This window comes from Agromyces aurantiacus (assembly GCF_016907355.1).
Taxonomy (GTDB): domain Bacteria; phylum Actinomycetota; class Actinomycetes; order Actinomycetales; family Microbacteriaceae; genus Agromyces; species Agromyces aurantiacus.
Genome location: NZ_JAFBBW010000001.1, coordinates 939,749 through 953,831 on the forward strand (window position 1 = coordinate 939,749; position 14,083 = coordinate 953,831).

General features: G+C 73.7%; 12 protein-coding genes. 5 read left to right on the top strand and 7 right to left on the bottom strand.

The features are described 5' to 3' along the window. Window positions 1-95 precede the first annotated feature (95 nt). Window positions 96-1,763: a malate synthase A gene (aceB, locus tag JOD46_RS04430; protein WP_204391941.1), complete on the top strand. Its 1,668-nt coding sequence runs from the start codon at window positions 96-98 to the stop codon at window positions 1,761-1,763. 109 nt (window positions 1,764-1,872) lie between these two features. Then, window positions 1,873-2,778, top strand: a complete 906-nt coding sequence (locus JOD46_RS04435) for a helix-turn-helix domain-containing GNAT family N-acetyltransferase (RefSeq protein WP_204391943.1) — start codon at window positions 1,873-1,875, stop codon at window positions 2,776-2,778. A 2-nt stretch (window positions 2,779-2,780) separates the two neighbouring features. Here the strand turns inward: JOD46_RS04435 and JOD46_RS04440 are convergent, their stop codons facing one another. Then, window positions 2,781-4,130 carry an ATP-binding protein gene (locus JOD46_RS04440; protein ID WP_204391944.1) on the bottom strand — a complete coding sequence of 450 codons (1,350 nt, stop codon included), beginning with the start codon at window positions 4,128-4,130 and terminating at the stop codon, window positions 2,781-2,783. A gap of 108 nt (window positions 4,131-4,238) precedes the next feature. Between JOD46_RS04440 and JOD46_RS04445 the strand changes: the two genes are divergently transcribed. Then, window positions 4,239-4,823, top strand: a complete 585-nt coding sequence (locus JOD46_RS04445) for a GNAT family N-acetyltransferase (protein WP_204391945.1) — start codon at window positions 4,239-4,241, stop codon at window positions 4,821-4,823. A gap of 9 nt (window positions 4,824-4,832) precedes the next feature. On the opposite strand, the gene JOD46_RS04450 is transcribed toward JOD46_RS04445, so the two are convergent. Together JOD46_RS04450 and JOD46_RS04455 are read right to left on the bottom strand one after the other, a co-directional pair. Beyond that, window positions 4,833-6,209, bottom strand: a complete 1,377-nt coding sequence (locus JOD46_RS04450; RefSeq protein WP_204391946.1) for a cryptochrome/photolyase family protein — start codon at window positions 6,207-6,209, stop codon at window positions 4,833-4,835. Between the two features lie 9 nt (window positions 6,210-6,218). Next, window positions 6,219-7,562, bottom strand: a complete 1,344-nt coding sequence (locus JOD46_RS04455) for an MFS transporter (protein WP_204391947.1) — start codon at window positions 7,560-7,562, stop codon at window positions 6,219-6,221. A 55-nt stretch (window positions 7,563-7,617) separates the two neighbouring features. Here JOD46_RS04455 and JOD46_RS04460 point away from each other — a divergent pair, with 55 nt between their 5' ends. Further along, entirely contained in the window at window positions 7,618-8,586 is a 969-nt protein-coding gene (locus tag JOD46_RS04460; protein ID WP_204391948.1) for an ArsR/SmtB family transcription factor, read from the top strand. A 54-nt stretch (window positions 8,587-8,640) separates the two neighbouring features. On the opposite strand, the gene JOD46_RS04465 is transcribed toward JOD46_RS04460, so the two are convergent. Beyond that, on the bottom strand, window positions 8,641-9,615 hold the full coding sequence (locus JOD46_RS04465) for an NADP-dependent oxidoreductase (RefSeq protein WP_204391950.1): 975 nt from the start codon (window positions 9,613-9,615) through the stop codon (window positions 8,641-8,643). Between the two features lie 71 nt (window positions 9,616-9,686). Between JOD46_RS04465 and JOD46_RS04470 the strand changes: the two genes are divergently transcribed. Next, window positions 9,687-10,370: a Pr6Pr family membrane protein gene (locus JOD46_RS04470; RefSeq protein WP_204391951.1), complete on the top strand. Its 684-nt coding sequence runs from the start codon at window positions 9,687-9,689 to the stop codon at window positions 10,368-10,370. On the opposite strand, the gene JOD46_RS04475 is transcribed toward JOD46_RS04470, so the two are convergent. The 3 genes from JOD46_RS04475 to JOD46_RS04485 all read right to left on the bottom strand — a co-directional run bounded on the left by JOD46_RS04475 (window position 10,357) and on the right by JOD46_RS04485 (window position 13,747). After that, entirely contained in the window at window positions 10,357-11,172 is an 816-nt protein-coding gene (locus JOD46_RS04475; RefSeq protein ID WP_204391952.1) for an alpha/beta hydrolase family protein, read from the bottom strand. The two genes, JOD46_RS04470 and JOD46_RS04475, sit on opposite strands and share 14 nt — an antisense overlap. Beyond that, window positions 11,169-11,891 (bottom strand): YqaJ viral recombinase family protein, encoded by a 723-nt coding sequence (locus JOD46_RS04480; protein WP_204391953.1) that lies wholly within the window; start codon window positions 11,889-11,891, stop codon window positions 11,169-11,171. The genes JOD46_RS04475 and JOD46_RS04480 overlap by 4 nt, the downstream gene beginning before the upstream one ends. A gap of 62 nt (window positions 11,892-11,953) precedes the next feature. Continuing rightward, entirely contained in the window at window positions 11,954-13,747 is a 1,794-nt protein-coding gene (locus tag JOD46_RS04485; protein WP_204391954.1) for a cell wall-binding repeat-containing protein, read from the bottom strand. Between the last annotated feature and the right edge of the window lie 336 nt (window positions 13,748-14,083).

Below are 14,083 nucleotides of genomic sequence, written 5' to 3' on the forward strand. Positions count from 1 at the left end.
GCGGGTTGAGGAGGCCGCTCGCGGCCGTCTCGAAACCCGGCACCGCGACCGGGTTTCGAGAGCCTCAACCCTCACGAGACGAAGGAGACGAGACCATGACCATCACCATCGACCGACCGACCACCTCCGAGCCGAAGCCGGCGCGCACCGCGCCCGCCTTCCAGGCGGTCCAGCCGCAGCTCGAGGTCACCGCGCCGTACGGCGAGCGCTACGAGGAGATCCTCACGCCCGAGGCGCTCGAGTTCCTCGCCGCGCTGCACGACCGGTTCGCGCACACGCGGCACGAGCTGCTCGCCATCCGGCTGCAGACCCGCGTCGACGCCGCGAACGGCCGCGACCCGAAGTTCCTGCCCGAGACCGAGTGGATCCGGAACGACCCGTCGTGGCGCGTCGCGGGCGCCGGCCCGGGCCTCGAGGACCGCCGCGTCGAGATCACCGGCCCGACCGACCGGAAGATGGCCATCAACGCGCTCAACTCCGGTGCGAAGGTGTGGCTCGCCGACCACGAGGACGCCACGAGCCCGACCTGGTCGAACGTCGTCGAGGGGCAGCTGAGCCTGTTCGACTTCCTGCGCGGGAACCTCGAGTACACGAGCCCCGAGGGCAAGGAGTACCGGGTCACCGCGACGGAGACCCCGACGATCGTGTTCCGTCCGCGCGGCTGGCACTTGGTCGAGAAGCACCTGAAGTTCCACGACCGCGCCGGGCGCGCCATGCACGCCTCGGGCTCGCTCGTCGACTTCGGCCTGTACTTCTTCCACAACGCGAAGGCCCTCATCGCGGCCGGCCGCGGACCGTACTTCTACCTGCCGAAGCTCGAGTCGCACCGCGAGGCGAAGCTGTGGAACGACATCTTCACGTTCGCCGAGGAGTACGTCGGCATCGCGCACGGCACCATCCGTGCGACGGTGCTCATCGAGACGATCCAGGCCGCGTTCCAGATGGACGAGATCCTGTACGAGCTGCGCGACCACTGCGCGGGCCTGAACGCCGGCCGCTGGGACTACATCTTCTCGATCGTGAAGACGTTCCGCTCGCGCGGTCGCCGCTGGGTCATGCCCGACCGCAAGTCGATCACCATGACGGTGCCGTTCATGCGGGCGTACACCGAGCTGCTCGTGCAGACCTGCCACAAGCGCGGCGCGCACGCGATCGGCGGCATGAGCGCGTTCATCCCGAACCGCCGCGACCCCGAGGTGACCGAGCGCGCGCTCGCCGCGGTGTCGGCCGACAAGCGCCGCGAAGCGGGCGACGGCTTCGACGGCACGTGGGTCGCGCACCCCGACCTCATCGCGACGGCCCGCGCCGAGTTCGACGCGGTGCTGGGCGACCGGCCGAACCAGGTCGATCGCCTGCGCGACGACGTGCACGTGACCGCGGCGCAGCTGCTCGACATCCCGTCGATCGGCGGCGAGGTCACGGAGGCCGGTGTCTACGACAACATCTCGATCGCCATCCGGTACATCGAGTCGTGGCTGCGCGGCACCGGCGCGGCGGCGATCGACAACCTCATGGAGGACGCCGCGACCGCGGAGATCTCGCGCTCGCAGGTGTGGCAGTGGCTGCACGACAACACCGTCACCGCCGAGGGCACGCGCATCGACCAGACCTCGATCGTGCGCATCATGGCGGCCGCGGTGGCCGACCTGCCGCGCTTCGAGGGCGACCGCTTCGACGACGCCATCTCGGTGTTCCGGTCGGTCGCGCTCGAGCCGGAGTTCCCCACCTTCCTCACGGTCGGGGCGTACGCCCGGTTCCTGTAGGCATCGCCGGGAAGCGATGAAGCGAGCGGATGCCGCGGGCCACGCCCCGCGGCATCCGCTTCGTCGTTCGCGCCCTTGACGCGCCCGGATCGCTGACTAGAGTCAGAGGATGGCATCGGATGTCGGGACCGACCCCCTCGCGATCGTGCGGGGCTTCAACCGCACCGTGACCGAGCGCGTCGGCGCGCTGCAGGAGACCTACCTGGCTCGGGGCCGTTCGCTCGGCGCCTCGCGCCTGCTGTGGGAGATCGGCGAGCACGGCGCCGACGTGCGCGAGCTGCGCGCCCGGCTCGGCCTCGACTCCGGCTACCTCAGCAGGTTGCTCCGCGCCCTCGAGGCCGAGGGGCTCGTCGCCGTCGGCGGGGCGGCGTCCGACGCGCGCGTGCGGCGCGCGACGCTCACGCACGCGGGCCGCGAGGAGCGGCGCCGGCTCGATGCGGCGAGCGATGAGCTCGCGGCATCCATGCTCGACCCGCTGCCGCCGGCTCGCCGCGACCGTCTCGTCGAGGCGATGGCGACCGTCACCCGGCTCCTCGAAGCCGGCCAGGTCGAGATCGAGCGGGCGGATGCCGCGTCGCCCGACGCCCGCGCGTGCCTCGCGGCCTACTACGCCGAGCTCGCCCGCCGCTTCCCCGGCGGGTTCGACGTCGGGCAGAGCCTGCACCCGGGCACCGACGAGTTCGCCCAGCCGCACGGCGCGTTCCTGCTCGCGCGCCTGCACGGGCGCGCGATCGGCTGCGGCGGCGTGCTGTTCGAGTCCGACGGCACCGGGTACCTCAAGCGCATGTGGGTCGCCGACGACGTGCGCGGTCTCGGGGTGGGCGGGTGCCTGCTCGCCGCGCTCGAATCGCTCGCCCGCGAGCACGGCTGCGTCGCCGCGACGCTCGAGACGAACGCGAGCCTCACCGAGGCCATCGCGATGTACCGGGCCGCCGGCTACGGCGAGGTGCCGCCGTTCAACGACGAGTTCTATGCCGACCTCTGGTTCCGCAAGGAGCTCGCCCCGGTCGCCTGAGTTCAGCGCATGGGCACGCCCACGTCGCTGCCGCCCTCGGGCGTGAGCCGCGTGCCCATCTTCACGAGCGTCGGCGCGGGCACGAACCCGCCCGCGAACAGCGCCTCGCCCTGCCGGAACCACGGCGACATCGCGAGCAGCCCCGCGGGTGCGACGCCGAAGTACGACCCGAGCTGCGCGAGGTCGCCGGGCGAGCTCATCTTCATGACGGCCAGGTTGTCGCACTGCGAGATGATCCCCGGATGGATCTTCGAGGGCCGTTGCGTCGACAGCAGCAGCCACAGGCCGTACTTGCGGCCCTCGGCGGCGATCTGGATGATCCGCTCGCGCACCGCGACCGCGAGCGGCGTGACCAGGTCGGGCGAGCAGAGGTTGTGCGCCTCGTCGATCACGAGCAGCACCGGCCGGCGCTCGGCGCGCCGCGCCCACAGGTCGTCGAGCACGGAGATCGCGACCGAGAGGTGCTGGTCGGGCGTCGAGAAGCCGCCGAGGTCGAGCACCGTGGCATCCGGCCGTCCGGCGATGATGTCGGTCACCGGCGTGCGCTCGCCGGCCCAGAGCTCCCAGTCGAGCATGCCCAGGTTGTCGATGCGGGTCGCGAGCGCCTGCCGCCCCGGATCCTCCGACGCCCGCAGCTCGCCGAGCAGCGAGTCCTTGTCGAGCGCCGTCGCGACCTCGTCGGAATGCAGCAGCGTGTTGAACTCGCGTGCGTCGGCGACGGGGTCGAGCCGCAGGATCGCGGCCTTCGCCTCGATCGGCAGCGACCGGAAGTGCACGAGCAGCGGGTCGGGCCCGTTCGGGCGCAGCACGCGGATGTCGCGCGAGGCCAGCGCCGCCGCATCCTCGCCGGTCACGCCCTCGCGCAGCTCGCCGAGCCGCACGAAGTCGGAGTTCGGGTCGAACACCACGATCGGCAGCGCGGTGTGCGCGAGCACCTGCTCGAGCACGACGCCGAGCGCGTAGGTCTTGCCCGAGCCCGACTGTCCGCACCAGAACGTGTGCCGGTTGAACCGCGACCCGATGAGCTTCGCCGGCCCCGGCGAGGCGAGCATCGTGCCGATGTCGAGCGTCGCGCGCGACGCGCGGTGGAGGGCGTCGACGGATGCCGCGTCGGCCGGCCGCACGTGCGCGTCGCGGAACGGCGCATCCGAGCGCTGGTCCAACCCGCCGTCGCCGTCGAGCACCCCGAGCACGCGCCCGACCTCGGCGCCATCCGGCGAGACCGCCTCGATGAGCCCGAGCCACGCGCCCTCCGGCGTCTCGAGACGCACGAGCGTGCCCGTCGGCGCGCCCTCGCCCGCGCTCGTCGTGAACGACCTGCCGTCGACCGATGCCGCCAGCACTCCTGACATCCGGACCCCCTCCGCCGGCCGGGCGTCCCCGCCCGTGCCCTGACGTCACCCTCTCACGGCGCGTCGCCGCGCGTCGAGCGGCTCCGCGCAGCGGGATAGGGTGCCGGAGTGACCGTGCACATCCGCCCCGCCGCCGACTCGGATGCCGCGGCGCTCGCCGCGCTCGCCGCGGTGACGTTCCCGCTCGCGTGCCCCCCGTCGACCACCGCCGAGTCGATCTCGGACTTCATCGCCCGGCACCTCACGCGCGACCGGTTCGCCGAGTACCTCGTCGACCCCGACCGCACGCTGCTCGTCGCGGTCGCCGACGACGCGCACGCGCCGCACTGGCGCGGCGAGCTCGACGGCACCGCGGGCCTCGTCGGCTGGTCGATGCTCGTGCGCACCGAGGGCGGCGAGCCTGCCGACGCCGATGCCGCGGCCGCCGTCTCAGCACGGCCCGCGATCGAGCTCAGCAAGATGTACGCGCACCCGGCGGCGCACGGGCAGGGCGTCGCGGGCGAGCTCATGCGCGCGACCCTCGCCGAGGCGAGCCGCGAGGGCATGCCGATCGTGTGGCTCGGCGTGAACGAGGAGAACGCGCGCGCCATCCGGTTCTACGAGAAGCACGGGTTCGCGCGCGTCGGCACGAAGCGCTTCCGCCTCGGCGATCGCTGGGAGCACGACCTCGTGCTCGCGCGGCCGCTGCCCTGACGGCGGCGGCTACCGCGACGCCTTGACCCGTTCGTAGGCCGCGAGCGCCGCGTCGCGCGTCGCCTTCAGGTCGACGATCGGCTCGGGATAGTCGTCGGTGCCGTACTCGGGCACCCACCGGCGCACGTACTCGCCGTCGGGGTCGAACTTCTCGCGCTGCAGCTCGGGGTTGAACACGCGGAAATACGGCGCCGCGTCGGCGCCCGACCCGGCGACCCACTGCCAGCCGAACGGGTTCGACGCGTGGTCGGCGTCGACGAGCGTGTCCCAGAACCACTGCTCGCCCCGGCGCCAGTCGATGAGCAGGTTCTTGGTCAGGAACGACGCCGCGATCATGCGCACGCGGTTGTGCAGCACGCCGCTGTGCCAGAGCTCGCGCATGCCCGCGTCGACCACGGGAACGCCCGTACGGCCGCGCTCCCACGCGGTGAGCGCGGACGGGTGCAGGTGCGGCCAGGGGAACGCGTCGAACTCGGCCCGCCAGTTCTTCGTCGCGAGGTCGGGGAAGTGGAACAGGACGTGCCACGCGAACTCGCGCCATCCGACCTCGGAGAGGAACTTGCGCGCGCCCTCGGTGCCGGCCGCGTGCTCGCGGGTGGCGTGCCACACCTGGTGCGGGCTCAACTCGCCCCAGCGCAGGCGCGGCGAGAGCCGGCTCGTGACCTGCCGGTCCATGCGGTCGCGGCCCGTCGCGTAGTCGACCAGGTCGTCGCGCAGGAACTCGCGCAGGCGCCGGTGCGCCGCCGCTTCGCCCGGCTCCCAGGTCTCGCGGAGCCCGCCCGCCCAATCGGGCGCCGTGGGCAGCAGGCCCCAGTCGTCGAGGTCGTCGCTCGCCGGACCGCCGCGCCCCGACGGCCCGCCGACCCCGTCGAGCTCGGAGGGCGCGGGCAGCGGGCGCCGCGGCTCGTCGGCCGCGAGGCACGCCTTCCAGAACGGCGTGAACACCGAGAACGGGGTGCCCGAGCCCGTGCGGATCGTCCACGGCTCGAACAGCAGCGACCCGGCGAAGCTCTCGACCTCGAGGCCCGCATCGCGCAGCCCGGCCTTCAGCGCGGTGTCGATCTCGCGCTCGGCGCCGCCGTACCGCCGGTTCCAGTAGACGGCGCCGGCGCCGACCTCGTCGACGAGCGAGCGGATGACGCGGCCCGCCTCGCCGCGACGGAGAACGAGCCGCACGCCCCGCTCGCGCAGGTCGTCGGCGAGCGAGGCGAGCGAGTGGTGCAGCCACCACCGGGCCGCGCCGCCGAGCGGGCGGATGCCGGTCGACTCCTCATCGAGCACGTACACCGCGACGATGGGCTCGCCGCGCTCGACCGCCGCGTGCAGCGCGGGATGGTCGCCCACCCGCAGGTCGTCGCGGAACCAGACGACGGACGGCGCGCTCATGCCGTCACGCTAGCCGACCGATCCGACGCCGAGGCTGGGCATCGGCTGCGGATCGGCGGCCCGGCGCGCGGACGCGCGCGCGAGCGCCCAGGTGCCGAGCCCCGACGCGAGGAAGATCGCGCCGAGCGCGACCCAGCCGGCGAGCCCGTGCTCGAGCGCGGTGGCGGCGACCACGAGCGGGGCGCACAGCGCGCCGATCGAGTAGCCCATCCCGAACACCCCCTGGTACGTCCCCGCGCGGACGGGGTCGGCGAGCTCGAAGCTGAGCCCCCATCCGCCGGCCTGCGAGAGCACCTCGGCGAACGCGTGCGCGAGCGCGGCGAGGAGCACGACCACGACGGCGGCCCAGGCCGTCAGGCCGGCGGCCAGCGCATACACGACGCACGCTCCGGCCATCAGCCACGCGGCGATCGCCGAGACGCGCCCGGCGACCCGCAGGTCGTGCGTGCCGCGCGAGAGGGGGACCTGGAACAGCACCACGACCACGGTGTTCAGGATGAGCACCGCCGCGACGACGGTCTCCGGCGCCTCGGTGGAGTGCGCGACCCATAACGGCACGCCGATGTTCGTGACGGCGAACTGCATGCCGAACACGGCGCTGAGCAGCGTCAGCAGCAGGTAGCGGGGGTCGCGCCAGGGCGAGTGGGCGCGCAGCGCGATCCGTTCCGCCCGCGCGGAGGCGCGCACGTCGGTCGAGCCGGTCGCGGTCGTGACCGGCTCGGCCGCGCGCGGCGCCGGCGCGTCGACCGTGCGGGGGAGTCGGACGAGCTGGGTCACGGCGACGAGCGACGCCAGCCCGGCGGCGACGATCGTCGCGCGGTACGCCTCGGGGGTGCCGAGCGCGAGCGCGAGGGCGCCGATCCCCGATCCCGCCGCGATCGAGATGTTGGTGACGGTGCGCAGCACGGCCCGCGCGCCCACGCGGCGTTCGCCGGTGAAGGCGCGTGCGATGATCGCGCTCCGGGATGCGTTCGACGCCTGCTCGAGGGCGCCGACGCTCACGGCGATGACGATCGCGGTGGCCAGGTCGCCGACCAGGACGTACGCGATGAGTCCGATGCCCTCGGCGATCGTGAGGGAGACCAGCAGCCGCCTGGCGCTGAGCCGGTCGGCGAGCCACCCGCCCGCGAACGCCGACAGCACGCCGGCCGCGCTGGCGAGGGTGAGCACCAGCGCGACCTGCTGGGCGTCGAGCCCGACCACGAAGGTGAAGTACAGCACCGTGACGGTGAGGAAGATCCCGCGGCCGACCCGGGCGATGAGGGTCGCGATGACGAGCACGCGGAGCACGGGGTCGGCGAGCGGGGCGAGGATCCGGGACACGAGCGGAGTGCGGTGGGGGGCGACGGTCACCCCTCCGTTCTGCCAGCACGGCGCCTGCGGTGGAATCGATGTAGCGTTCTGCTACATGTTGCGCTACGTGCTGGAAGAGCAGGATGTCGCGGCCGTGCGCTTCGGCATCTCGCCGCTGAGCGAGCTCGGCCTCTCGCTGCGCGCCATCCGCCACCCCGCGTCCTTCCCGCTCCAGCTGCCCTGGGTGAGCCGCACCGAGTCGGCGCGCACCCATCTCGACCACGAGGTGCTCGACGCGCTGATCGACGAGCGGATGTGGACGCCCGACTTCCTGAACCCCCGCCCGGACTCGCCGCTCACGCGCCTCGACGACGAACTCGCCCGGCTCCGCGAGCTGCCCGCCGAGGTGTTCCGCCGCGACCTCGTCGCGGTGCACGGCCGCGTTCCCGACGTGCTCGCGGGGCCGCCGCGCGCGGCCGTGCGCCGGGTCGTCGCCGCGCTCGAGGAGCTCTGGGCGGCGAGCTTCGCCGCCTACTGGCCCCGGATGCGCGCCGTGCTCGAGGCCGACGTCGTGCACCGCGGGCGGCAGATCGCGCAGCACGGCCTCGGGGCGATGCTCAACGGCCTCTCGGCGACCATCGACTACGACGGCGACATCCTGTCGGTGCGGCTGCGGGACCCGGCCGATCGCACGCAGCGCATCGACGGCACGGGGCTCACGCTCATGCCGACCATGTTCACGCGGCGCGCGTCCGCGCCCGTCGGCGACGGCCCGCCCATGGTCATGTACCCCGCGCGCGGGCAGGGCGCCCTGTGGGAGGCCGAACGCGTCGCGAACCCCGCCGCGGTCGCCGGCATCCTCGGGCCGACGCGCGCCTCGCTGCTCGCCGCGCTCGGCGACCCCGCCTCCTCGACCGAGCTCGGCGTGCGATTGGGTGTGACGCCGAGCGCCGTGAACCAGCATCTGCGCGCGCTGCGCGACGCCGGCCTGCTCGTCAGCACCCGATACGGGCGGAGCGTGCTCTACCTGCGCAGCGAGCTCGGCACGTCGCTCCTCGCCGGCGGTCGTGCGCCGACGCCGTGAGCCGTCGCGAGGAGATCGCCCGGGCGGAGGCGCCTGCAGCGCGAATCGTCCCGATCAGGCGGGGTCGGGCGCGACGCGCAGCACGAGCTTGCCGCGCACGTGCCCCTCGCCGAGCCGGCGGTGCGCGGCCTCGCCCTCCTCGAACGGGAACTCCGCGTCGACGTGCACGCGCAGCGAGCCGTCGTCGATGAGCCGCGAGATCACCGCCAGGGTGCGCGCATCGGGCGACACCGAATAGCCCGTCGCGCGAACCCCCGCTGCCTCGGACTCCTCCGCCATCGTCGGCCACGACCGCGTCGGCACGTTCACGATGAGCCCGCCGCGGCGCAGCACGCGCAGTGAGCGGGTGGCCGTGTCGTCGACCACGTTGCCGACCAGGTCGATCACGACGTCCTGTTCGCCCGCGACCTCCTCGAAGCGCTCGGACGCGTAGTCGATCACGCGGTGCGCGCCGAGCGAGGCGAGGAACTCGGCGTTCCGCGCCGACCCGGTCGCCGTCACGTGCGCGCCGAAGTAGCTCGCGAGCTGCACCGCGAAGTGCCCGACCCCGCCGGATCCGGCGTGGATCAGCATCCGCTGCCCGTCGTGGGCCCGAGCCACGTCGACCACCGCGCCCCACGCGGTGAGCGCCGCGCACGGCACGCCCGCGGCGTCGACGAATCCGGTCGCGACCGGCATGGGCGCGACGCTCATCGACGACACGCTCACGAACTCCGCGTAGCTGCCCGGCTGGCGCGGCGGACGCGCCATCCCGTACACCCGGTCGCCCGGCTGCAGCGGATGCGCGGCGTACGGCACCTCCTCGACGACGCCCGCGAAGTCGTTGCCGAGCACCGCCGGGAACGACGGGATCGCGGCCGCGACGCCCTTCCCGAGCTTGGTCTTCAGGTCGATCGGGTTCACGCCCGCGGCCACCACCCGGACGAGCACCTCGTCGGAGACCCGCATCGGCCGCGCGACCTCGGCCACCCGCAGCCCGGCGCCCTCGCCCGCCGCGTCGATCACCAGTGCCCGCATCGTCTCCGCCATCCGATCGCCTCCCGTGGGTCCATTCTGGGGCAGGTTAGGCTGCGAGCACCGGGGGAGTCGAGGGGGAGTCGATGCGAGTGCTGTTCGGGGTGCTTCGGGTCGGTGCGGCCGCGGCGATCGTCGTGGCGATCGCGGGCCAGTTCGCGGTGGCGTGGTCGATGGTCCCCGACCGGGCCGCCTTCGTCGTGAACTTCTTCAGCTTCTTCACGATCCTCTCGAACGCGCTCGCGGCGCTCGTCATGCTCGCGGGCGCCTGGATCGCGTTCACCCGGCCCGACGACCCGGAATGGTTCAACCTCGTGCGCGCGTGCGCGGTCACGTACATGTCGACCACGTTCGTCGTCTACAACCTGCTGCTGCGCGGGATCTCGCTCGACCAGGCCACGACGTTGCCGTGGTCGAACGAGATCCTGCACGTGTGGGCGCCGCTCTACCTGGTCGCCGACTGGGTCCTCGCGCCGGGCCGGCACCGCATCCCGTGGGAGCGGCTCTGGACGATCGCGATCTTCCCGCTGGTCTGGGTGGCCTACACCCTCGTGCGCGGCGTGCTCATCGGCTGGTACCCCTACCCGTTCCTGAACCCCGCGCAGGAGGCGAGCTACGGCGGCGTCGCGGTCTACGTCATCGCGATCGCCGCGTTCATCCTCCTGGTCGGCGCCGGGATCCTCGCGCTCAGCCGCACGCCGTGGCCGCACGACGCGTCCGCGACGGCCGCGGTCATCGAACCCGTCGACGACACGCTCACCGCCGGCTGAGCCAATCGCCCACGAGCGAGCGCATCGCGGCATCCTGTGCGGCCTGCCCGTCGTCGCGGGCCGGGACGCGCTCGAGCGGCGACCCGAGGGCTCCCGCCCAGCGCTCCGCGAGCGCGAACGGATGCACGGGGTCGCGCGGCGCGCCGACCACGAGCGTGCGGATGCCGCGGCTCGCGAGGTCGCCGAGCTCTGCCTCGCGCGCGAAGGCGCGGTTGCGCGGGATCTCGACGAGCCGGACCGCGCGCCGCGCGGCATCCGGGGCCCTGAACTGGGCGAGGAGGCCGCGCCCGCCCGCGGGCGACTCGTGCGCCACACGCAGGTAGGGCTCGGTGTGCCGGAAGCGCTCCGCGCCGTCGACGGCGCCGAGCTCGCGCAGCAGCTCGCCGATCACGGGGAACGGGCGCAGGTTGGGCGGCAGCGAGCGGTCGCCGAACGCGGGCCGCACGAACACCGCGCGCTCGACGGGCAGGAGCCTCAGCAGGCAGATCCGCAGCGCGAGCGCCGCGCCCATCGAGATGCCGATGAGCGTCAGCGGCCGCGCGGCCGGGGCGTTCGACGCGGATGCCGCGGTGCCGGCGCCCCCGCCGGCGAGCATCACGCCGGCCTCCGCCGCGACCTCGCGAGCGATCCGGTCGATCGCGAAGTCCGCCGGGTCGCCGACGAGCGTGGAGGCGCCGTGGGCGCGCACGTCGGGTGCCACGATCCCGGCGGCGGGCACCCCGAGCCGCTCGAGCACGGGCCCGAACAGGCCGAGCGGCTGGCCGCGGTCGGCGCCGAGCCCGTGCAGGAGCACGAAGCTCACGCGAGCGGCCCCGGGCGGTAGAAGGCGCGGTCGGGCGACTCGCGGAAGCCCGCCGGCTCGGGCGCGCCGGGCTGCGGGCGGATCGCCTCGAGCAGGAGGTCGGCGAGGCGCACGAGCCGGGCGACCTGGTTCTCGTCCCGCTCGACCCACCGGCACTGGGGTTCGCCGACGGGCACGAAGCCGTCGTGCTGCTCCCACACCACGAGCGTGCGCTCGGCGCCGAGCACGTACTGCTGCCACCACACCTGCCGCAGGTAGCCGCGCGGGATGCCGCGCCACGGCTTCGAGGTGGTCTTGATCTCGCACAGCTCGACCGCGCCGCCGGCGACCCGCAACCCGTCGGGCGTCGCGAGGTGCCGCCGGTCGCGCTCGGCGTGGAAGAGCAGGCTCGATGGCGCGATGCCGTGCTCGCGGCGCACCCAGTCCGCGATGACCGGTTCGCGGGTGCGGCCGTGGTCGGTGTACCGGCTGCCGCCGAAGCCGCGGCCGCGCGTGCCGTACAGCTTCTCGTTCGCCGCGGCGCGCACGGACGCCTCGGACGCGAGCTTGGCGGCATCCGTCGCCGTGACGCCCCGTGCCCGGGCCCGCAACCACGCCACGCGGTCGCCCGCGTCGGCGACGACGCGACGCTCGTGCGGGTGGACGGGCTCGCGCAGCGCCGACGCGACGCGGGGCGCGACCGACTCGAGGTCGAACAGCGCGAACGGGGTGTCGGTCACCCGACCACGGTACCGCCGACCTCCGCCTCCCGCGGGGCACGGCGGACGCGCGGCGCGCTACTTCAGAACCACTTGCTGAAGGACTGGTAGTGCGAGAAGCCCGCCGGCTGGTCGGCCTCGCCAGGTGGCCAGTACCCGTTCGCAAGCCACCCGTACGCGTACTGGAAGCGGCCCATCGGGCCGCGGAACGGGCTCGGAGCCGCGGGGTGGCACATCATCCCGCAGTACCCGGAGACGGTCGCGCCGAACGCACGCGCGGCCTGCGCGTGTCCCACGGTCTGGTACTGGCTCCCCGGCAGGCCGAGGTCGACGGTGCCGAGCAGCGTGTAGACGGCGTCGTGGTCGGGATGGATGTCGCGGTATCCGGTGGGCCCGTCGTTGTAGAACCCCGCAGCGACGATGTCGCCCTCGACCTGCGTCGGGAATCGCACGGCGAGCTCACGTGCGGTCAGGATCGCCCAGAGCACCTCGTCGCTCGTCAGCGCACCCATGTCGAACGCGACGACCGCGTGAACCGGGCCGACGGCCAGCTGGTACGACGCTGCTTCGATGACCTGGCCCGTCGCGTCGCGACGCAGCGGCACGGGAATCGCGCGCCCCCCGAATGCCTGCGGATGGGCGGTCAACGTCTCCGGCGCGGACGTGCCGGTGAACCCCGCGCTCTCCATGAACACGTTCCAGCTGTCCATCCGGTGCTTCTTGCACCGATCGGAGTACTGCTCCCCGGTCGGCTGCGGCTGCGGCAGGAACTGCTGCGACATCCAGGGGTTGTCCACCGGCTCGCCATTGCAGTACGACGTCGACTCGCCGGTCGTGAGCACGACGACGACGTCGTATCGCCGCGGGTCCCGATCGCCGAGCACCGACCATGCCGCGAACTCGTCGTCGGGGTGTGTGACGAGCGTGTAGCGGATCACCCGCCCTGAGGCGGGCAGCCACCATGAGACGCGCCGCGACGCGTCGACGGTCACGCGCGGGGGCGTCGCGTGCGCGTCGGCGAGCAGCAGCGGACTCGCGAGCAGGCCGGCGACCGCACCGGCCGCGATTCCGTCGGCGAACGAGAACGCGTTCGCCACGAGGATGCTCGCGGTGGTCGGCTCGAAGAACCGATCCGAGACGGCTGCCGCGGTCGCGAAGCGATCGGCGCCCGCGACCCGAACGGTCTGTCCGCCCGTGATGGAGCGGATCGACGAGAGGACCGAGTCGGCCACCACTCCGGTGCCGCCGACCGCGTACACGGTCGCCGGCCGGAGCCGGCGAAGCTGGGCTGCGGTCGCGGACGGCACGCCGGACGTGCTGACGAGCAGGATCGGGGCCGAGCCGTCGGCGGCCGCCGGACCGGTGGACAGGGCGTCGGGGAAGTTCAGTCCGGATGCGACGAACACCGAATCGGCGGAGGCGACGAAGGTCTGTGCAAGGGCGGCGGCGGTTCCGTATCGGTCCGCTCCGGCAAGGCGGACCACCTCGGCGCCCGGCAGCGCCTGCCGCACGGCGGCGACGACGCCCTCGGTGACGGCCCCGGTCCCGCCCGTGACCCACACGTTGGCCGGGTGAAGACGGATGAGTTCGGCGGAGACATTAGACGGGAGCGTCGACGTGCGGGTGAGCAGCACCGGCCCGGCCCGCGCCCCGGCGATGGCGGAGGCGGTGATGCCGTCGGGGAAGTTCTCGCCGGTGGCGAGCCAGACGTCGGTCGCACCGTCCGGGAAGTGCGTGGTCGACAGGTCCACTGCGGTCGCGTAGCGGTCGGCGCCGGCATCGCGACTCGCCGCGCGATCGGATACCGATGCCAGCGCGGCCAGGGCGGAGCCGCTCACCACGTCGCCCCCACCGGCGGCGACGATCGACCCCACCACGCGGTTGTCCGCCGGTGCGGCCTGCATTCCCGGGGCGAGCGATCGGTCCGACGATGACGGTGCCCGCTGATCCTCGAGGACGGTGCTGCGGCGTTCCGGCGGGCCTGGGTGCGACGGGGTATCGTCGGGCCGCCCCGGCGGCTCCACGCGTGAATCGCCGGGCGCGTCCGGCTGCGGCGTCGACGCCACGGCGATGGGCGCGGATTGGACGGTGATGAGCGCCGCCAGCACGGCGGCGGTGGTGATCGGCCAGCGCATGGTCTCGCCTCGATCGATCGGGCTGCGGCGAGGCTCGGAGGGCCCTGCACGTTCGCCACCGCGGGCGCCGGGTCTCGC